The sequence below is a fragment of the Fulverythrobacter fulvus genome (genome assembly GCF_037154085.1).
Lineage (GTDB): Bacteria > Pseudomonadota > Alphaproteobacteria > Sphingomonadales > Sphingomonadaceae > Andeanibacterium > Andeanibacterium fulvum.
Genome location: NZ_JBANRM010000005.1, coordinates 45206 through 65515 on the forward strand (window position 1 = coordinate 45206; position 20310 = coordinate 65515).

Annotated in this window: 18 protein-coding genes; 8 read left to right on the top strand and 10 right to left on the bottom strand. The window is 63.8% G+C overall.

The window, feature by feature from the left end:
- Window positions 1-16: 16 nt before the first annotated feature.
- Together WFP36_RS14045 and WFP36_RS14050 are read right to left on the bottom strand one after the other, a co-directional pair.
- Window positions 17-223 carry a PspC domain-containing protein gene (locus tag WFP36_RS14045; RefSeq protein WP_336981323.1) on the bottom strand — a complete coding sequence of 69 codons (207 nt, stop codon included), beginning with the start codon at window positions 221-223 and terminating at the stop codon, window positions 17-19.
- Window positions 220-345 (bottom strand): hypothetical protein, encoded by a 126-nt coding sequence (locus WFP36_RS14050; protein ID WP_336981324.1) that lies wholly within the window; start codon window positions 343-345, stop codon window positions 220-222. The genes WFP36_RS14045 and WFP36_RS14050 overlap by 4 nt, the downstream gene beginning before the upstream one ends.
- A 247-nt stretch (window positions 346-592) precedes the next feature.
- On the opposite strand from WFP36_RS14050, the gene recF reads away from it, so the two are divergent.
- Entirely contained in the window at window positions 593-1678 is a 1086-nt protein-coding gene (recF, locus tag WFP36_RS14055) for a DNA replication/repair protein RecF (RefSeq protein ID WP_336981326.1), read from the top strand.
- A 418-nt stretch (window positions 1679-2096) separates the two neighbouring features.
- Here the strand turns inward: recF and WFP36_RS14060 are convergent, their stop codons facing one another.
- The gene (locus tag WFP36_RS14060; protein WP_336981327.1) at window positions 2097-2867 is read right to left on the bottom strand and encodes a DUF2189 domain-containing protein; all 771 of its coding nucleotides are present in this window, start codon (window positions 2865-2867) and stop codon (window positions 2097-2099) included.
- A 284-nt stretch (window positions 2868-3151) separates the two neighbouring features.
- Here WFP36_RS14060 and WFP36_RS14065 point away from each other — a divergent pair, with 284 nt between their 5' ends.
- Together WFP36_RS14065 and WFP36_RS14070 are read left to right on the top strand one after the other, a co-directional pair.
- The gene (locus tag WFP36_RS14065; RefSeq protein ID WP_336981329.1) at window positions 3152-3751 is read left to right on the top strand and encodes a hypothetical protein; all 600 of its coding nucleotides are present in this window, start codon (window positions 3152-3154) and stop codon (window positions 3749-3751) included.
- A gap of 132 nt (window positions 3752-3883) precedes the next feature.
- A complete protein-coding gene (locus WFP36_RS14070) occupies window positions 3884-5749 on the top strand; it encodes an ABC-F family ATP-binding cassette domain-containing protein (protein WP_336981331.1) in 1866 nt (621 codons plus the stop codon).
- Between the two features lie 88 nt (window positions 5750-5837).
- Here WFP36_RS14070 and WFP36_RS14075 read toward each other — a convergent pair whose 3' ends face one another.
- Window positions 5838-6521, bottom strand: a complete 684-nt coding sequence (locus WFP36_RS14075) for a hypothetical protein (RefSeq protein ID WP_336981333.1) — start codon at window positions 6519-6521, stop codon at window positions 5838-5840.
- A 243-nt stretch (window positions 6522-6764) separates the two neighbouring features.
- Window positions 6765-7490 (bottom strand): arylesterase, encoded by a 726-nt coding sequence (locus WFP36_RS14080; protein ID WP_336981334.1) that lies wholly within the window; start codon window positions 7488-7490, stop codon window positions 6765-6767.
- Window positions 7491-7549: 59 nt separating this feature from the next.
- Here WFP36_RS14080 and WFP36_RS14085 point away from each other — a divergent pair, with 59 nt between their 5' ends.
- Together WFP36_RS14085 and WFP36_RS14090 are read left to right on the top strand one after the other, a co-directional pair.
- The gene (locus tag WFP36_RS14085) at window positions 7550-8251 is read left to right on the top strand and encodes an ABC transporter ATP-binding protein (protein ID WP_336981336.1); all 702 of its coding nucleotides are present in this window, start codon (window positions 7550-7552) and stop codon (window positions 8249-8251) included.
- The gene (locus WFP36_RS14090; protein WP_336981338.1) at window positions 8248-10782 is read left to right on the top strand and encodes an ABC transporter permease; all 2535 of its coding nucleotides are present in this window, start codon (window positions 8248-8250) and stop codon (window positions 10780-10782) included. The genes WFP36_RS14085 and WFP36_RS14090 overlap by 4 nt, the downstream gene beginning before the upstream one ends.
- On the opposite strand, the gene WFP36_RS14095 is transcribed toward WFP36_RS14090, so the two are convergent.
- The 3 genes from WFP36_RS14095 to WFP36_RS14105 all read right to left on the bottom strand — a co-directional run bounded on the left by WFP36_RS14095 (window position 10779) and on the right by WFP36_RS14105 (window position 14568).
- The gene (locus tag WFP36_RS14095; protein ID WP_336981340.1) at window positions 10779-11267 is read right to left on the bottom strand and encodes a DUF805 domain-containing protein; all 489 of its coding nucleotides are present in this window, start codon (window positions 11265-11267) and stop codon (window positions 10779-10781) included. The genes WFP36_RS14090 and WFP36_RS14095 overlap by 4 nt on opposite strands.
- Window positions 11268-11375: 108 nt before the next feature.
- Window positions 11376-11783, bottom strand: a complete 408-nt coding sequence (locus WFP36_RS14100; protein WP_336981342.1) for a DUF805 domain-containing protein — start codon at window positions 11781-11783, stop codon at window positions 11376-11378.
- Between the two features lie 106 nt (window positions 11784-11889).
- Window positions 11890-14568 carry a TonB-dependent receptor gene (locus WFP36_RS14105; RefSeq protein ID WP_336981344.1) on the bottom strand — a complete coding sequence of 893 codons (2679 nt, stop codon included), beginning with the start codon at window positions 14566-14568 and terminating at the stop codon, window positions 11890-11892.
- Window positions 14569-14957: 389 nt separating this feature from the next.
- Here WFP36_RS14105 and typA point away from each other — a divergent pair, with 389 nt between their 5' ends.
- From typA to WFP36_RS14120, 3 genes are read left to right on the top strand one after another with little or no spacing between them, the layout of a single operon-like run.
- Entirely contained in the window at window positions 14958-16787 is a 1830-nt protein-coding gene (gene typA, locus WFP36_RS14110; protein WP_336981346.1) for a translational GTPase TypA, read from the top strand.
- Window positions 16788-16828: 41 nt separating this feature from the next.
- A complete protein-coding gene (locus WFP36_RS14115; RefSeq protein WP_336981348.1) occupies window positions 16829-17872 on the top strand; it encodes a DUF4424 family protein in 1044 nt (347 codons plus the stop codon).
- Between the two features lie 56 nt (window positions 17873-17928).
- On the top strand, window positions 17929-19086 hold the full coding sequence (locus tag WFP36_RS14120; RefSeq protein ID WP_336981350.1) for a glycosyltransferase family 4 protein: 1158 nt from the start codon (window positions 17929-17931) through the stop codon (window positions 19084-19086).
- Between the two features lie 57 nt (window positions 19087-19143).
- Here WFP36_RS14120 and WFP36_RS14125 read toward each other — a convergent pair whose 3' ends face one another.
- Both WFP36_RS14125 and WFP36_RS14130 read right to left on the bottom strand, forming a co-directional pair.
- Complete coding sequence (locus WFP36_RS14125) at window positions 19144-19476, bottom strand: DUF2218 domain-containing protein (RefSeq protein WP_336981352.1); 333 nt, start codon at window positions 19474-19476, stop codon at window positions 19144-19146.
- 62 nt (window positions 19477-19538) lie between these two features.
- The gene (locus tag WFP36_RS14130) at window positions 19539-20210 is read right to left on the bottom strand and encodes a PadR family transcriptional regulator (RefSeq protein ID WP_336981354.1); all 672 of its coding nucleotides are present in this window, start codon (window positions 20208-20210) and stop codon (window positions 19539-19541) included.
- Window positions 20211-20310 lie beyond the last annotated feature (100 nt).

The following is a 20310-nucleotide window of genomic DNA, read 5'->3' on the forward strand; positions in this document are numbered from 1 at the left end:
GCGCGCACGCCCCCCGTCAGTCTGCAATGATCCCGATGGCGAGATAGATCAGCACCGGTGCGCCGAAGCCCAGCAGGGTCGCCGCGACAAAGCCGATACGGACCAGCGTGGGGTCGATCCCGGCGTAATTCCCGATCCCGCTGCACACGCCCAGTATCTTGCCGTGGATCCGGTCGAGATGGAAAGCCTTCACCGGCGAGCCGTTGCCGTCGAACGCGCTCACGCCACGATCCCCGGCACGAAGGCACCCTGCGGCACGAAGCTGGCAGCGATCAGGAATACGGACAGCGCGAAGGCCGATACGCCCGCGGCGATCCGGCTGGTGGTGGAAGTGATGTTCTGCATTTCGAAGTTCCCTCAATCGAACTGGCGGACCATTCCGCCGATGCACAGGTGATTGCAGGAGGCGTGCCAGTTTGAAGAAACTGGCCGATTTTCGCGGATTTCTTGAAGCAACACCCGCCCGAAATGCAAATCAGGCCAAATGCACGCGCTATAATTTGGGAAATTTCACCAACATTAGGCGGGGCCATTTCCGACTCGCATATTTTCCATTGGCCTGCCTGCCTGCGGCGGTCTATCGCCGCTGCCGATGGCGCTCGACCGGATCACCCTTGCCGCCTTTCGCAACCACCGGGCCAGTGCGATCGATGGCACTGGGCACTTCAACCTGCTCGTGGGCGAAAATGGCGCGGGCAAGACCAATGTGCTGGAAGCGATCTCGCTTTTCGCCCCCGGGCGCGGCCTGCGGCGAGCGGCGCTATCCGACATGGCGGGCAGCGGCGGCCCTGGCGGCTTCACGGTCAGCGCGCGCCTGAGCCAGCGCGATGGCGCGGAACCCGTGGCACTGGGCACCGGCACGGAGGCTGCCCAGCCAAGCCGTCGTCTCGTCCAGATCAACAGTGCCCCTGCCAGCGCGGTCAGCCTTGGCGAATGGCTGGCCCTCACCTGGCTCACCCCGGCGATGGACCGCCTGTTTGCCGACAGCGCGGGGGCGAGGCGGCGCTACATGGACCGGCTCGCACTGGCGCTCGATCCCGGCCACGCGCGCCTCGCGGCCCGGCACGAGGCGGCCCTGCGTGAACGCAACCGCCTGCTCTCCGGTCCGCATGAGCCCGATCCGCGCTGGCTCGACGCTGTGGAGGCCCAGCTGGCGGAGGCCGGCGCAGCCCTTGCCCGTGGTCGCGCATCGCTGGTCGAGCGGCTGAGCGCCGAACTTGCCGCCTTGCCGGAAGAACCCTTTGCCCGTCCGGTGCTTACCTATGTACCCGGCGGCCCGCTCGATGCGATCACACTGGCCGAAGCGCTCGCCGCCGGCCGCCGCCGCGACCGTGCCACCCAGCGCACTCTCACCGGCCCTCAGCGCGACGAACTGGAAGTGGTGATGGCTGGCAAGGGCCAACCCGCCGCCCTGTGTTCCACTGGCGAGCAGAAGGCGATGCTGATCGCCATCACCCTGGCCCATGCAGGCCTTGCCGCAGGAGAACGGCCAAGCCTCCTCCTGCTGGACGAGGTCGCCGCCCATCTCGACCCCCTGCGCCGCGCTGCCCTGTTCGAGCGGCTACGCAGCGGCAAGGCACAGGTCTGGCTCACCGGCACGGAACTCGCCCCCTTCGCCGAAATCCGCGAGGAAGCGGCCTGCTGGCGCGTGGCGGCAGGACAAGTGGAACGAGTCTAGGCGGCGTGGACAAATTCAGGCCTGAGTGAGCGCCTGATATCTGGGAGTACAGCCTGCGGCCTAAATGACAGGAACGGGGTGGAGAGCTGCCAGTCCCCAATTCGTCATTCCCGCGAAGGCGGGAATCCAGATCAACGGTTGCCGCTGGATTCCCGCCTTCGCGGGAATGACGAAGGTGAGTGAGTAGAATCCTTATCCCAAGCCACCACACCCGCTCGTCCTGAGCTTGTCGAAGGACACGGGAAACCGTCGCCCAATATCCCCTTGTTGGGCAAGCGCTGGCGCGTGTCCTTCGACAAGCTCAGGACGAACGGAGGTTGGGGATGACCGCCATGTCGTCGTATCCGGATTGGCAGCTGCTTGGTTGAAATTCCGAAAAGCGGTTATGGAAACTCACGCTGGAATTGGTCCACGCCGCCTAGTTCGCCGGAACCACCCGACGATAAAGATGCCATGTCGCATGGCCCAGCACGGGCAGTACGACGAGCAGCCCGAGGAACATCGGAACCATTGCCGCGAACAGGGCAATCGACATCAGCACCGCCCACACCACCAGCACGAAGCCGTTGGCGCGCATGGCGGCAAGACTGACGATGATCGCGGTGAGGAAATCGACCTCCCGATCCACCAGCATGGGCAGGCTCATCACGGTGATCGAATAGAAGGCCAGCGCCATAAGGGCGCCAACCGCTCCGCCTACCACCAGCATCATGATACCCGCACTGGTACGGAAGATTTCCAGCGATTCAGAACCGAGCCCGGATTCGGCCAGAAATATCGCGAAGATACCGTGGGCAAGGATGATCCAGAACGTGAAGCCGACGAAGACGAACCCGCCCATCATCAGCACCTGTTCGTCGCCCCGCCCGCGCAGGGCGCCCAGCACCGCTCCCCAACTCATGGGCAAGCCGGCCTCACGCCTGCGACTGACTTCATAGAGCCCCACTGCGATGAACGGCGCCAGCAGCGGAAAGCCGGCCGACGCAGGAACCAGCCAACCGATCTGGCCCCACGAGAACAGCGCGAAATACAAAAACATGCCCGCCGCGACATAGATCGCCGCAAAGAACAGCCCGAAGGCCGGATATGCCCTGAAGTCCTTCCATCCCGCCGCCAGTGCGGCCGAAAGATCCCCCATCCGCAAATCGCCCGCGACCTTTACCGGAACGATCTGAACCTGCTCGCCCATCCCCTTGCACTCCCTCTCCGTGGAAGTTTCACCGATGGTGCATGAAGTGCCGGGGCCGGGCAAGATTTCGGTCCACAATCTTTGCCGGGTCGAGGCGCGGACCTGTCCGTTCAGGCGGCCACCAACACGAAGGTCAAGCATAGCGCCACGAGCCACCGCGCCCCCTCAGGCACAGCAATCCCCCTGAGGGAAACTACTTGGGTGCTGCGTGGAGGGAGATTGCACTATCCACGGTTGACCCAGATGAATTACTCTTAGCGTCTTCACAAGAAGACGGGGGCACTATGAAATATCACGGGATCACAGCCGCCAGTTTGGCGGGCATTTTGGCTGCAACTCCATCCTTGGCGGCCGACGAGTCTGGCGTTCTGGTGCCAGCCAAGACGCAAACTGCACCGTTGGATGTAGCACCGGCTCAACCGGCGCTTGAAACGCGGGCGGAAATGTTCGTTCCGGCACCTGTCGCATCTTCCAGCAAACAAGTCATTCTGCCAGTTAATACACTGGTACTGGTAACTCCTGCAGAAGAGATCACTTCGAAGAAGATGAAGGAAGGCACCACGCGTGAATTCCTCGTGGTGGAAGATGTCGTGCAGGACGGCGCCGTCATCATCCCGCGTGGTTCACCGGTGACTGCAACTGTCACCTGGCGCACTGGCAAAGGCATTGTCGGCAAATCCGCCAAGTTCGAACTTTCATTCGACCGTGTTCGCGTAAATGGGCGCGACTTCGCTCTGCGCGGCGCCCACCGTCAAGAGGGTCGCGGCAACACCGCAGGCGCATTGTTGGGTTCGATGATTATCACCGGCCGCTCCGCAGTCATGCCTGTAGGCCAGGTAGTGAACGTGTTCACGAAGGAGCCGATTGCAAAAGTCGTGCCTTAACAACCGACTTGCCCTTTGAGTTTGGTGGCATCCAGCCCGGTTGCCCAACCTATGAGCCGCCGGGCTACTTCCAAAGTCCCTAAACAATGATCGCAGCTTGGGCTCAGCGGCCAGTGCTGCTAGGGGCCGCGCATGCTGACAATCAATGGCGTTACCGTGCGGCTTGGTGGCCGGACCATCCTCGACCGCGCGAGCGCGGCGATTCCGCCCGGTGGACGGGTGGGGCTGATCGGCCGCAACGGGGCCGGGAAGTCGACCCTCATGAAGGCAATGATCGGCCAGCTCGATCCCGATGAGGGCGAGATCGAGATGCCGCGCCGCACGCGGCTGGGCTATATCGCGCAGGAAGCGCCCAACGGGTCGATCACGCCGGAACAGGCCGTGCTCGCCGCCGATGTGGAGCGGGCGCAACTGCTCGAGGAATCGGAAACCTGCACCGATCCGCATCGGCTGGGCGACGTTCACGACCGGCTGCTGGCCATCGATGCCTATAGCGCCCCTTCCCGCGCGGCCCGCATTCTCACCGGCCTCGGTTTCGACGAGGAGATGCAGGGCCGCCCGCTGGATAGTTTTTCCGGCGGCTGGAAAATGCGCGTCGCCCTGGCCGCCTTGCTGTTCTCGCAGCCCGATGTGCTGCTGCTGGACGAACCGTCGAACCACCTCGACCTGGAAGCGACCCTGTGGCTGGAGAACTTCCTCAAATCCTATCCGGCGACGCTGGTGGTCATCAGCCACGAGCGCGATCTGCTGAACAATGTGGTGGACCACATCCTGCACCTGCAGGGCGGCAAGCTCACGCTCTATCCCGGCGGCTATGACAGCTTCGAGCGCCAGCGGGCTGAACGGGCCGCGCAGCTTGCCGCCGCCAAGGCATCGCAGGACGCGCAGCGGGCCCGGCTGCAGGATTATGTCGCCCGTAACAGCGCGCGGGCTTCCACGGCCAAGCAGGCCCAGTCCCGCGCCAAGATGCTGGCGAAGATGCAGCCCATCGCCGCGCTGATCGACGATCCTTCGCTGAGCTTCGATTTCCCCGATCCGGGCGAATTGCGTCCACCCCTGATCTCGCTGGATCTCGCCTCGGTGGGATATTCGGCGGACAAGCCGGTGCTGCGCCGCCTCAACCTGCGGATCGACCCGGATGAACGGATCGCGCTGCTGGGCCGCAACGGCAACGGCAAGACCACGCTGGCCCGCCTGCTGGCGGCCCAGTTGCCGCCGATCGAAGGAGCGATGCATGCCTCGGGCCGGATGAAGGTCGGCTATTTCACTCAGTATCAGGTGGAAGAACTGGCTACCGATGCCACGCCGCTGGAGCATATGACCCGTGCGATGGAAGGCCTGTCGCCCGGCGCGGTGCGTGCGCAACTGGGCCGGTTCGGCTTTTCCGGCAATCGCGCGACCACCCTGGTGAGCCAGCTGTCGGGCGGCGAACGGGCAAGGCTGGCCCTGGCGCTCATCACCCGCGACGCGCCGCATCTGCTCATCCTCGACGAGCCGACCAACCACCTCGACGTCGACGCACGAGAGGCACTGGTGCAGGCGCTGAACGACTATTCCGGGGCCGTGATCCTGATCAGTCACGACCGCCACATGGTCGAACTGACAGCCGACCGGCTGGTGCTGGTCGATGAGGGCACGGCGAAGGATTATTCCGGGTGCATGGAAGACTATATCGACTTCGTGCTCGGGCGGAACCAGCCGAAGAAGGATGGCGCCTCCAAATCGGCCAAAGCGACTGCCAAACCGTCCGGCAAATCGCAGGCGCAGGCTCGCTTAATCAAATCGGAGATTGCCCGGACCGAGAAGGCGATGGCCAAGTTGCAGGCCCAATGCACCGAGATCGACCGTGCCATGTATGAACCGGCCAATTCGGCATCCCACCTCGCCGGCAAGACCATGACCGAGCTACTTACCCAGAGGGCGAAGGTCTCGGAGGAACTGGAACGGGTCGAGGCTGAATGGCTCGCGCTGAGCGAACAGCTGGAAGGTGCCGGCTAGAAACGAAAATGGGCCTCGCCGCGGATAAGGGGGGACGGCGAGGCCCATCTCAATCAGCCTGAGGGAGTCAGGGCTGACCGGGGAAAGATCAGAATGCGAACTTGGCCCTCACCCGGACCGGGACCGACAGGCGCGAACCGGCATCGTTGATCGAAGACAGGCCCAGCCCGCCCAGCGCACTGTCATCGCCAGAGGCGCCGTCGGCGTAATGCAGGCCGACTTCCGGCTGCAGGAAGAAGCCTTCATTCACCTTGATCGACAGGCCCAGATCGGCACCTGCCGAGAACACCCAGGACGAATCCGAGAAGGGCGTATCAGTCAGGGTAATTCCGGCATCGGGGACAGTGAAGGTGGAAGAAATCTCCGAAATCCGCGCGACGCCCAACCGGCCCGCCAGATATGGCGAAATGCTGCTTTCGGGCATCAGATACTGACGGAAGCCAAGTTCCACCGAGAGCGCCTTATAGTCGGAAAAATCGCCGAACACCGGCAGGCTGGCATTCACCGGCGCACCCGCCGCTGCCTGACCGACATTGATCTTGTTGCCCTGCGCTTCGAGATAGCGGACCGAACCGAACAGTTCGGAGCTGTCGCTCAGGCCGTAAGCAAGCTCGGCGCCGATCCCCCAGGCATCGTCATAGACGTCCTGCTGGCTGCGCTCGCCGATCTGGAGTTCGGCCGGAATGCCGTTGAGCGCGGGGTTGAGGATGCCGAGATTGGCGATGTCGACATTTTCGCCGCCATGCATGGTGCCATCGACAGCAAAATCCATGCCCCCGTCAACTGCGAGCGAGAATTGGCCTGCCTTAGTATGAGCCAAGGCCGGCGAAGCAGCGGCAACCGCAAATATTGCGGCGCCAGCTATAAGCGAATGTTTGAGCAAAGCCATGATCTTTCCTCTCTTCTGAGCGATGGTTCAGGGATGAGAGGAAGATAATTCTAACGGCTATTCGTTCGACCTGTCCTTTCGGACATCCCGCTGCCCTTTAGGACAGGGCTGCTTGTCCTACGCCCTTCATTTCGGAGGCGCGGCAAGATTGCCGCCCTCGGCCTCCGGCAATGCCTTCACCACATCGGCCGAAGTGGCAGCGACCAGTTCCTCGATCCCGCGCGCGGTGGGATGGATCTTGTCGTCCTGCAGCAGGTCGGGCTTGTCATAGATTGCCTCAAGGAAGAACGGCACCAGCGCGGCACCGTATTCCTTTGCCAAGGCAGGATAGATGGCATCGAACTCGCGCTGGAACTCGGCGCCAAGATTCGGCGGGGCGCGCATGCCCATCAGCAGGGCCGGGATTTTGCGGGCTTTCAGTTCTTTCAGGATGTTTGCGATGTTTGCGCGTGTTTCCCTTGGACTGAGGCCGCGCAGCAGATCGTTGCCGCCCAGTTCCACGATCACGAGCTGGGGCTGGACGGGCTGGTTGTCGAGCGTGAAGAGGAAGCGTTGGGCCGCCGCCGCGCTGGTATCGCCGGAGACGCCCGCATTGGCGATCCTTGCATTGATCCCCTGCGCGCGCAGGGCCAGTTCCAGCTTGGCCGGATAGGCTTCCGCCTGTTCGACATTATAGCCTGCGAACAGGCTGTCCCCAAAGGCGAGGATCGGGCGTTCGGGGCCCATTACCGGCACGTTTTCGGGCGCTTCCGCTGTTTCCGATGGGGCAGGAGACGGCGCCTCGCTGCCGCATCCGGCAAGGGCGGCAGACAGGCTGACCGCCAGGGCAATCGACAAACACCATTGGCGCATCGGCCAAACTCCCTTGGGTACACTTGCTCAGGCAGCGATCCCTATGCCATCGCTGGGCCGTGACAAGCCCCGATCAGACCCAGCCCGCAATTGCAGCCCGCAATCTCACTCTCACTCTGGGCGAGGGGGAGGCGGCCGTGCAAATCCTCAAGGGCATAGACCTCACCGTGAATGTGGGGGAGACGGTGGCGCTGCTCGGCCCGTCCGGCTCGGGCAAAAGCTCGCTGATGGCAGTGCTGTCCGGACTGGAACGGGCGGGCGGCGGCAGCCTGTCGGTCGCCGGGCAGGATTTCGCCGCGATGGACGAGGATGCGCTGGCCGCCGCGCGCCGGGGCCGGATCGGCATCGTGCTGCAGGCCTTCCACCTGCTGCCTACCATGAGTGCGCAGGAAAACGTCGCCACTCCGATGGAGCTTGCGGGCGAAGGCGATGCCTGGCCGCGCGCCGCAGCGGAGCTTGAGGCCGTGGGCCTCGGCCACCGGCTGACTCACTATCCTGCCCAGCTATCCGGCGGCGAGCAGCAGCGCGTGGCCATCGCCCGCGCCACTGCCCCGCGCCCGACCCTGATCTTCGCCGACGAGCCCACCGGCAATCTGGACGGCGCGACCGGCAAGGATATCGTCGAACTGCTTTTCGCCCGTCGCGCCGAAACCGGGGCGACCCTGGTGATCATCACGCACGATCCCTCGCTGGCCGAGCGTTGCGGCCGGATCGTGACCCTGGGCGATGGACGGATCGTGAGCGACACGGCCGCCCGATGACCCGCACTGCATCCACTGCCCTGCCCTGGGCCACTGCCTGGGCCATTGCCCGGCGAGACCTGCACCGCCGGTTCCGCGGGCTTCGGCTGCTGCTGGTCTGCCTGTTTCTGGGCGTGGGCGCCCTGGCGGCGATCGGATCGCTGACCGGTGCCATCGAAGGCGAACTGAAGAGCCGGGGCAAGGAAATCCTGGGCGGCGATCTGGAAATCGGCCTGTGGCAACGCGCGCCCACCATTCCGGAACTGATGGTGATGAACGGCTATGGCACTGTCTCGGGCGGGCTGCGAATGCAGGCCACCGCCAGTGCGGGCGACATGGCCGCGCCGATCGAGCTGAAGGCCGTGGATTACAACTGGCCGATGTTCGGCACTTTCACCCTGAAAGACGGCAGCAAGGCCGGGCCTCCTCCCGCAGGCGAGGCGTGGCTGGCGCAAGGCGCGGCGGAACGGCTGGGCATCGGGCCGGGCGACAGTTTCAAGCTCGGCACGCTGACGCTCACCGTGGGCGGCATAATCGGGGAAGAGCCTGACCGGCTGAGCGAAGGCTTTGCCCTTGGCCCCACGGTGATCGTGGCACTGGACGTGCCCGCGCGGGCCGGCCTGGTGGCTCCGGGCGCGATGTATCAGGGCAAGTATCGCATCGCCTTCGATCGCGATTACGATGCCGAAGGCGTATCGAAGAAGATCGAGGAACTGTTTCCTTCCGCCGGGTTCGAATTCCGCAATTCGGACAATGCCTCGCCGGGCGCGGACCGCTTCGTTTCGCGCATGGGCGAATTCCTCGTGCTGGTGGGCCTTGCCGCGCTGGTGATTGCCGGGATCGGCATTGGCGGCGGCGTGTCGTCCTATCTCCAGGCAAGGCGGACGAGTATCGCGACGCTCAAGATCCTCGGCGCCACCAGCCGGGACATTGCCCGTATCTATGCCCTGCAACTGGGCGCGGCAGCGCTGGCGGGGGCCCTTGCCGGGCTTGCGGCGGGCATCGCCATCACGCCGCTGCTCAGCTGGGCGCTGGGCTCGCTGCTGCCGGTAAAGACAGGTCTGGTGATCGATCCGGCGGCGCTGGCCCGCGCGGCAGGCTTCGGCCTGCTGGTGGCGCTGATCTTTGCCGCGCCGCCGCTGGTCAAGGCGCGGCGCTTTCCGGCCATGGCACTGATGCGGGAACGCGTGGCGCCGCTCGCCCGCGAATGGCGCGGGCTGCTGCTGCCGGTTGGCGGCGGACTGGTGGCAATTGCCGCGCTGGCGCTGATCGGCACGCCTCAGCCCGGCCTCAGCGCCATGTTCATGGGCGGCGCGGCAGGCTTGCTGGCCATACTCGCCCTGCTGGGCTGGACGATCCGCCGCGCGGCGGAACGCGCCCCGCGCCCGCGCAACCCGCTGCTGCGCAATGCGCTCGCCAATCTCCACCGACCCGGCGCGCAGACCGGCGCGCTGGTCACTGCGCTGGGCTTCGGCCTGTCCGCCTTCGTGCTGCTGGCAGGCGTGCAGACCAGCCTCGATGCCAATATCCAGCGCAGCGTGCCGCAGATGGCTCCCGATTATTTCGTGCTCGACATACCGCGCGCGCGGATCGCCGAGTTCGACGCTCTCGTGCGCAAGGAAAGCCCGAAGGCGGAAATCCGCAGCGTGCCCACCCTGCGCGGCAAGATCCTGGCCTATGGCCCGAAGGACAAGACGATCCGCGTGGCCGATCTCGAGGAGATTCCCGAAGGCGCCTGGCCCCTGCGCGGCGAACGCGGGCTGACCTATTCGGACGGCGTGCCCGAAGGCAATACCGTGACCGCAGGCAAATGGTGGCCGCAGAACTACGCTGGCGAACCCCTGGTCTCCATCGACGAGGACCTTGCCAAGGCGCTCGATCTCAAGCTCGGCGATTACATCACCGTCGGCCTGCTGGGGGTGGAGCGCAGCGCGCGCATTTCCAGCTTCCGCCGGATCGACTGGGATTCGATGGGCTTCAACTATGTGCTGGTCTTCAGCCCCAACGCCATTGCCGACGCGCCGCATAACCTCGCCGCCACGATCGACCTGCCCGATGGCGCCGCCACGGGCCCGCTGCTGCGCCAGATGGTGCGCGCTTTCCCGTCAAGCTCGGTGATCGAAGTCGGGCAGGTGTTGAGCGAGGCGCGGGCGATATTGGGCCAGGTCGGCGCGGCAATCCTCGCGGCCGCTTCGGTGGCCGTGCTGGCGGGGCTGGCCGTGCTGCTCGGCGCGATTGCCGCAGCGCGGGCCAGCCGCCTGTACGACAATGTGATCCTGCGCGTGCTGGGCGCCAGCCGCCGCCAGTTGCTGCTGCTGCAATTGGCCGAATATGGCCTTCTGGCGCTGGTGCTGGCGGGTGTGGCGCTGGTGCTGGGCAGCGCCCTTGCCTGGCTGGTTATCGTCCAGCTGTTCGAATTCGACTGGCTGCCCCACTGGCCGCGCATTCTGGCGGTGCTGGGTGCCGGGCTGGCACTGGTGCTGGGTTTCGCGCTGGGCGGGTCGCTTCCGCTGCTGCGGGCACGCCCCGCCCAGGCGCTGAGAGAGCTTTAGGAGAACGCTTCCACGTCAGCGCGGCCCTTGGGGTCCGGCCCGAAGCGATTGGAACCGGGCGTGCCGTCGAGGAACATTATGACGAGGAAGGCAATGCCCGCGATAAAGCCGACCAGCGGGATGAGCGAGGCGACGATCATGCCCAGATACCACCAGCCCGAAAGGTTGCGGTCATGCAGGCGCCGCACGGTGACGGCGAGTGACGGGATCAGCGCGAACAAGGCGTAAAGGCCGTAAAGCCCGACCATCGCGAGCGAAACCGGGCTCGACATGAGCGAAGCGACCATCATGTTTTCGTTAAATTCGGCGCCCTGATTGGCCATTTCGGCGCTGGTAAAAACCGCACTGATCATCTGGACATAGAAGGGCCCCACCAACACGCAGGCGATGATGAAGTTCAAGAGGTTGAACATCCAGAATTCCATGCGCCGGGACCGTCCCGAAAAGTCGAAATACCGTTTGAAGGGCAAAAACATCCAATTCATCGTCAATTCCCCCAATTCCCGCCCGTCCGGCAGGTCTGCGAAGAAAGCCCGGCCCTTGCCGTAGCTTTGTTGAGGGCGGATGCGACCGGTTCCGCCAGCTATTCCGCTTCACATGAAGTCGGAAATATCGATTCCTGGCCCCAGCGGGTCCGGGCCGTAGGCATTCTCGCCCGGCGTGCCCTTTTGCACCATGAAGAAGAGTATGATGAAGCTTCCGACATAAGGGATGAGGCCCAGCAGAACATGCCAGCCTGATTTGTCCTGATCGTGAAAGCGCCGCACCTGAACGGCCAGCATCGGGCACACCATCGTCAGAACATAGATAAACGGCAGAATGGAGAGCAAGCCGAACCCGGCTTCGCCGCCACTGCCCGTCCTCTCTACAAGAACCAGGGCCAGTGTCCCCAGCGCGAAAATCAGAATCAGATTGAACAGGATGAACATCCAGTATTCCAGCCGCCGCGAACGGCCGGAAAAGTCGAAATAACGCCGGAACGGCAAGAACATCCAATACATGCAGATCCCCCCGAATCGTTTCGTGGGAGACCACCACAGGCCGGGCTCCCGGGCAAGAAAAAGGGGGCGCGCGACCCCCTTTCCCTATCGCTTCAGGTAGTTGTGCTTACCACTTGAAGCGCACCGAGCCGCCCCAGGTGCGCGGCTGGTTGGTATAGCCCGAGATCGACAGCGGCTGAGCCACTGAGTCGAACACCTGCTGCAGATAGCGATCGTCGAGCAGGTTGCGGCCCCACAGCGAGAATTCCAGGCCGGAATCCATCGCATAGGTGATCGATGCGGAGACATCGTTCACCGTGCGGGTGAATTGCGCCGCAGCAGCGATCGCGGCGGCCTGACCGCCGGCGAGATAGCCGGGCAGGCCTTCCACGATCTGGACCTTGGATTCGTGGTGGTAGGACGCGTTGAGATACAGCGCGTCGCCATTGCCCATGTCGACCTCGTACTGGCCGCCCAGCACCACGGTCCATTCGGGGATGCCCGAGGGACGCGTGCCGGTAAGATCGCCCACCGCCGAGAAGACGAAGTCGTCATACTTCGGATCGAGATAGGTGACGCCCAGATTGAAGTTCAGCCCGTCGGTCGGTTCCACCATGCCTTCGAATTCGACGCCGAAGGTCGACTGCTTGCCCGCATTGGCCAGAGCGAAGCCGGTGCCGGTGAAGATGTTCGACTGGAAGCCTGCGATCTCCTGCTTGAACACCGCGACATTGGCCGAGCCGACGCCCCAGTTCCCCTTCAGGCCGAATTCGTAGACGGTCGACTTTTCGGGATCGGCGTAGCGGGTGCCGAAGGTCTGGTTGACCTTGAGCAGGCCCGCCGAACCCAGCGCCGCGGCATCGGCCGCAAAGGGCCGGCTGTCGCGCGAGAGGTTGACGGAGGCCGCCTTGAAGCCGGTCGCATAGCTCGCATAGATGTTCACTTCCGGGCTCACATCGTAGGCGAGGCGGATCGTGTAGGTGAAATCGTCATCCGAAACATGGCCGTCTTCCACCGAGTTCGGCACGTTGAGGAAGGGCGGCAGATACTGCAGCGGCTTGAGCGCCAGCAGCGGGTTGACCGCCGCATTGGTGTCGTTGGCATCGGCATAGGCCTGGGCGCCGCCCGAAGCGAGGCCGAAGGCCGCCGGATTGCCCTGCGCGAACAGGCCGATTTCCTGCTGCGTGGCCGGACGGCCAAGGTTGAGGAACATCGGACCGCCGATGGTGGTGGCCAGTGCCTGCGCATAGATGGCGGTATTGCCGTCGGCCACCAGATCGACCGTCGAGAAGACGTCCGAACCGACGATGTTGGCGGTGTAGTCCTTCACGTCCTTGGTGTAATTGCCGCCCAGGGTCACGGTCAGGCCCGGCACGACCTCGTAATCGAACTGGCCGAAGATCGAGATCGCTTCGCTGTCCAGCGTGAACGTCTCGTCATTGCCGGTCTGATAGGCGAAGAACTTGTTGGTATATTTGGACGGGTTGCCTTCCAGCGTGCCCAGCGTCGCTTCCAGCGTGGTGATGTTCTGGCTGCCGCCCGACAGGCTGCTGATCAGCGCATTGGCATAGGCGCGGGCCTGGGTGCCCCACTTGAGCTCGCCGGTCTGGTCCACCTTCTCCTTGATGTAGAAGGCGCCCAGCAGGATGCTCGCCTTGTCGGCGATCTCGGCCGTCATGCGCAGTTCCTGCGTGAAGGTGTCGAGATTGATATCGGCCGCCAGCGGATAGATCAGGTCCGCGCTGGAGAAGTCGGCATCCTGCGCCGTCACTGCCTGGTTGTTGCGATAGGCGGTGATGGAGGTCAGCGTCATCGGCCCGATATTGTAATCGAGCTGCGCGGAAACGCCCCAGTTCTTGATGTCGTTGGTGGAATTGTAGTTGTTGTAGACGACATTGGCGAAAGGATGGTTCGCATCCGGCAGATCGCCCAGCGCATCCACTACGTCCGTCGCGCCCGGCGAAGGCGCGCGCTTGAGATTGACCACGCCGCAGCAATTCTCGTCGATGCTGTCGTAATCGGCGATGATCCGCGCCTTGAAGTCGGTCGAAGGCTCGATCAGCAACTGGCCGCGCACGAACCAGCGGTTACGCTCGTTAGTGCGGTCGCCAGTGGCAAGGTCCTTGTTATAGCCATCGCGGCCGGACCAGCCGCCCGCAATGCTGGCCGCCACATTGTCCGAAAGCGGGCCGGTGACATAGCCCTTGAGCACCACTGCGTTGTAATTGCCATAACCCGCCTCGACCGAGCCGCCGAGATCGAATTGCGGTTCTTCCGTCACGATCGAGATGACGCCCGCCGAAGCGTTCTTGCCGAACAGGGTCGACTGGGGCCCGCGCAGCACTTCGATGCGCGAGACATTAGGCAGGTCGTTCACCTGCGAGGCGGTGCGGCTGCGATAGACGCCGTCGATGAACACGCCGACCGAGGGTTCGATACCGGCATTGTTCGCGCCGTTACCGAAGCCGCGAATGATGAAATTGGTGTTGGCGGAACTCTGCAGCTGGGTCACGCGCAGGGAAGGCACGACCATCTGCAGATCCTTCAGGTCGCGAATCTGGGCGCGTTCCAGCGTTTCGCCGGTCGTGACCGAGACCGCGACCGGAACATCCTGCAGGGTCTGTTCGCGCTTGGTCGCGGTGACCAGAATCTCGTTGCCGGAGCCCGGCTCGTCGGCAGCAGGTTCGGCGAGTTCTTCCTCTTCCTGCGCATAGGCCACGGAGGGGGCCACCAGAGCAAGACCGGCAACGCCAAGCAACAGGGTCGCGCGTGATGCAGATGCACGACCAAAAACGGTGATCTTCATGTGAGGCTCCATCTCTCCATCCCCAGACCCTGCCGCAGCGCCTTCTTTTCGAGGATTGCCGACAAAGCCCGGACTCCTTTAGCGATCATAAGGTTACCGCGGAGTTCACACAATCTCCAATAAGTCGCTAGGTTTCACACGTAACCGGGCGTTGCCTGCCGGTAACACCATCGACACGTGCCGCTACGGAACACTGGACTGTCCGACACATAGGATCGCACGCGAGGGACAATGAACGGCACTTTCGCCCGTCAGTCTCGATTATGACCCTATCGCGCTTTTCCACCGTTTATACTTGCCGCAATGCAGCATTACGTATAGGGGCGCGGCGCCCGGGCGAATTGTGTCCGAAGCCTTCAGACAACCTGCAAACCCAAAGAGCCTGACCGATGCCCGGCCAAGAAGCCCTGCGCAATATTGCGATCATTGCCCACGTTGACCACGGTAAGACCACCCTGGTTGACCAGCTATTCCGCCAATCCGGCACCTTCCGCGACAATCAGCGCGTGGAAGAGCGTGCGATGGATTCCAACGATCTGGAAAAGGAACGCGGGATCACCATCCTTGCGAAGCCGACTTCGATCGAGTGGAACGGCCACCGCATCAACATCGTCGACACCCCCGGCCACGCCGACTTCGGCGCCGAAGTGGAACGCATCCTCTCGATGGTCGACGGCGTGATCCTGCTGGTCGACAGCTCGGAAGGCGCGATGCCGCAGACGAAGTTCGTCACCGGCAAGGCGCTCGGCCTCGGCCTCAAGCCGATCGTCGTCGTGAACAAGATCGACCGTCCCGATGGCCGTCACGCCGAAGTGCTCGACGAAGTGTTCGACCTCTTCGTCAGCCTCGACGCCAATGACGAGCAGCTCGACTTCCCCGTCCTCTATGCGTCGGGCCGCAACGGCTACGCCAGCTACGATCCGGACGCACGCGACGGCACGCTGACCCCGCTGTTCGAGAAGATCGTGGAGCACGTTCCCGCACCGGACCTCGACGTCGATGCGCCGTTCTCCTTCCTCGCCACCCTGCTTGACCGCGACAACTTCATGGGCCGCGTCCTGACCGGCCGTGTCCAGTCGGGCACGCTCAAGGTCAACGATCCGATCCGCGCCATCGACATGGACGGCAAGGTGATCGAAGTGGGCCGCGCGACCAAGGTGCTCACCTTCCGCGGCCTCGAGCGCGTGCCGGTGGACGAAGCCCGCGCCGGTGACATCATCGCGCTGGCCGGCCTGGAAAAGGCCACCGTCGCCAACACCATCGCCGACCCGCAGGTTTCCGAGCCGATCAAGGCCCAGCCGATCGATCCGCCGACCCTGGCGATGCGCTTTGCCGTCAACGACAGCCCGCTTGCCGGCCGCGAAGGCGACAAGGTGACCAGCCGCATGATCCGCGATCGCCTGATGCGCGAAGCGGAAACCAACGTGGCCATCCGCGTCACCGAAAGCGCCGACAAGGACAGCTTCGAGGTTGCCGGTCGCGGCGAACTCCAGCTGGGCGTCGTGATCGAAACCATGCGCCGCGAAGGCTTCGAGCTGGGCATTTCCCGCCCGCGCGTGATCTTCGGCGAGGACGAGGCGGGCAACCGTACCGAGCCTTACGAAACCGTGGTGATCGACGTGGACGATGAATTCTCCGGCACGGTCGTGGAGAAGATGCAGCGCCGCAAGGCGGAGCTTACCGACATGCGCCCCTCGGGCCTCGGCAAGACGCGCATCACCTTCTCCGCCCCGTCGCGCGGCCTGATCGGCTATCACGGCGAATTCCTCTCGGACACGCGCGGCACCGGCATCATGAACCGCCTGTTCGAGAAGTATGGCCCCTACAAGGGCAAGATCGAAGGCCGCCAGAACGGCGTGTTGATCTCCAACTGCACCGGCGAGGCCGTGGGCTATGCCCTCAACAGCCTTGAGGAACGTGGCATCCTGTTCGTGAGCCCGCAGGAAAAGATCTACGAAGGCATGCTGATCGGCGAAAATGCCAAGCCGGATGACCTTGAGGTCAATCCGATGAAGTCGAAGCAGCTGACGAACTTCCGTTCGACCGGCAAGGACGACGCGATCCGCCTCACCCCGCCACGGGTAATGACGCTGGAACAGGCCATCGCCTATATCGACGATGACGAGATGGTGGAGGTGACGCCCAAGTCCATCCGTCTGCGCAAGGCGATCCTCGATCCGAACGAGCGCAAGAAGGCAAAGCGCAAGGAAGCGGCATAAAATCCGCTTGCCCTGCCGCGCGGCACGGGCATCATCCGCTTATGCCGCGCCTTCTTTCCCAGCTTCCGGCCGCACGGCTTCTCGCCGCTGCGGCCGTTTGCTTTTCGCTGGCACCTCTTCCCGCCCTCGCCAATGATTCCGAAGCGGAATGGGCCGTGGGCGGGCTGGCGCTGAAGGCCAACGATGCCGTCAGCATGGACCGCGAAGAGCTGTTCATCTCGGCCGAGGAAGTGCGGGTAGACTACACCTACACCAATCATTCGGACGATCCGCAGACAGTGCTGGTGAGCTTCCCCCTGCCTGCCTTGCCCGGACAGGACCAGGAATGGGTCGAATATGGCAGCTGGCCCGACTGGAGCCGGCTGGGCTTTTCCACCACCATCGACGGCAAGCCTGCCGAATGGCAGACAGTCGTCCGCGCCGTCGCAGGCGGGAAGGATGTGACCGCGCTGGTGGAGGCCGAAGGCTTCCCGCTGGAATGGTATCAGGATTACGATTTCGTCGAACGGATCGCCGCCCTGCCCGAAGCCGAAGCGGGCCGCCTTGCGGCCAAGGGCCTGCTGGTGAAGGAAGAAGGCTGGGGCGGCAACGATTACGGCCCGGCCTGGCAGGTGCAATGGCACATCACCCGCCAGCAGACCTTCCCCGCCCATGCGACGGTCAGTGTCTCGCATCGTTACACCCCGATCATCGGCGGATCGGTGGGTGGGCTGCTCCATCAACTCGACGATCCGCAATGGGCGGACCAGAAGGCCCATTATCGCGAACGTTTCTGTACCGATGATGCCTTCCTGGCCGGCGTGAAGAAACGCCAGCGTGCCGAGCAAGCCAAGGCGGGCGAGGATTACAGCTATTATGGCGAGACCTGGATCGGCTACGTCCTTTCCAGCGGAGCCAATTGGCGCGGACCGATCAAGGATTTCCGTCTGGTGGTGGACAAGGGCCGCCCGGACAATCTGGTGAGCTTCTGCATGGATGGAGTGAAGAAGATCTCCCCCACGCAGTTCGAGATACGCAAGACCGGCTACGAGCCCGATCGCGATCTCGATATATTGATCGTCCAGTGGTACGAACCCGAAGAGTGAACAAGCCCCGCCCCGCCATTGCGGCACGTAAAAGCCGCCTCTAGAGCCCTCCCGGCATGGACACTTCCCAGCTTCGCATTGCCCTGTTCAGCGGCAACTACAATATGGTGCGCGATGGCGCGAACCAGGCGCTGAACCGGCTGGTCGGCTATCTGCTGCGCCAGGGCGCCGCCGTGCGCGTCTATTCCCCGGTGGTCGACAAGCCGGACTTCCCGCCCACGGGCGATCTGGTGGGGGTCGCTTCCTTCGCCATTCCGGGCCGCAGCGAATATCGCGTCGCCACGGGTCTCTCGCGCCAGAACCGGGAAGACCTTGCCAGTTTCGCGCCCAACGTGGTGCACATTGCCGCCCCCGATTTCGCCTGCCGTCAAGCCGCGAAATGGGCGCGCGACCGCAATATTCCGGTGCTTGCTTCGGTTCACACACGGTTCGAGACCTATCCGCGCTATTACAAGCTCGGCTTCCTCGAGCCGACGGTGGAGAACTGGCTGCGCAAGCTCTATCGCCGCTGCGATGCCCTCGTCGCCCCGTCGCAGAGCATGGTGGACGTGCTGCACGAGCAGCGGATGAACGGCGATATCGGCATCTGGTCGCGCGGGGTGGATCGCACGATCTTCAACCCCGACGTGCGCGACCTTGCCTGGCGCCGCTCCTTCGGCATTGCTGATGACGAGGTGGCCGTGGGCTTCCTTGGCCGCCTGGTGATGGAAAAGGGGCTGGACGTCTTTGCCGACACAATTGCCGAACTCGAACAGCGCGGCGTGAAGCACAAAGTGCTGGTGGTGGGCGAAGGCCCGGCCCGCGGCTGGTTTGCCGAACGCGTCCCCGATGCCTGTTTCGCGGGCTTTCAGGCAGGCGCGGATCTGGGCCGCGCGGTGGCCAGCATGGACATGCTGTTCAACCCCTCCATCACTGAGACCTTCGGCAATGTCACGCTGGAGGCCATGGCCTGCCGCCTGCCGGTGGTCGCCGCGCGCGCCACGGGCAGCGACGTGCTGGTGGCGGACGGCGTCAGCGGGCGGCTCATCACGCCGGGAGACATCCCCGCCTATGCCGACGCGGTGCAGGCCTATGTGGAAAATTCTGAGTTGCGCACGCAGCACGGCGCCGCAGGGGAAGCACGCAGCCTCGATTTCGACTGGGACCGGATCAATCAGGCCGTGGCCGACACCTATATCAGGCTGATCGGCCAGCGGGCGGCGGGAAAGCGCTAGGGTCCCGCCCGCCTCAGGCACTCCATCCGTTCGTCCTGAGCCCTAGTTGAGTGGCCCTTACTCATCCCGCCACTCGAAGGGCAAAGGCGCCTCGCGATGGGCGAAGCGGTCGAGATGGCTGGCAACCACGCCCTTCATCACGTCCCGCTGCTCGGCCACGCTCGCTTCGATCCGAACCTCCAGCGCATCTGCGCTGGCATCCATGGTGACGAGCGCGTCACCGGGAAACGTCCCGGCGCGGCCTTCCGCCGGGAAGCGGATCGTGCCGTGTTCGGGCGTGAACTCCACTTCCAGGCTGTGGGACCAGTGCTTGCACAATTGCTGCAGATAGCGGCTGCCGCTGGCGGTCGGCACAATGGCAGTAGTCGCGGCGATTGCGGTCGAACTCATGATTGCCTCCATGGCTGGCACCGGCACCAGATTATGGCGCCGGCGCAGCATTTCCAGTCGGTTCAAGCGCGCTCGATCCGCTTGGCCGCTTCGTCGATAATATCGACAATGGCCTGCATCGTCTCCTTGTCGGGCTTGCCCGCAAAGACCCGATGCTTGAGCACGCCGCCGAAATTCATCAGCGCGCGCATCACTTCCGGCGAATGCTGGCGCTCGCCCGCATCGCCCAGTTCGGCAAGGCGCTTCAGCAGAGCTTCGACTTCTTCCGCGCGCTCGGCCAGTTCGGCCCGGCCCGCATCGGTTGCCTCGAAGGCCTTGCGGTTGCCCTCGCCATCGGCGCTTTCGGCAATCATGCCCTCGTCCGACAGCAGGGAAAGCGTGGGATAGAGCGTACCCGGGCTGGGCGAGTAAGTGCCGCCGGTCAGTTCTTCCAGCGCCTTCATCAGCTCATAACCGTGACGCGGTTCGTCGGCGATCAGCTTGAGCAGCACAAGGCGAAGCTCGCCCCCGGCAAACATCCGGCCACGCCGGCCCTTGCGCCCACTGCCGCCGAAGCCGCCACCGAATTCGTCCCAACCGAAGGCGCCGCCCCAGCTACCGCCAAATCCGCCGCGCCCCATGGCCGCGAGCTTTTCCATCTTGCCCCACAGGGGCCCGCCCGGTCCGCCGCGCATACCACGATGGCGGCCATGGCGTTCGGAACGATCGCCGCAGCGACCAGTGTGATTATGCATGTATGATTCCTTATTCTGCATATCTCGATAGCTCTAAGATATATCTTAGATAGGACTTTGCAAGAGCCGATGCAAAATTCCTCCGCCCCGCCTATGGTGG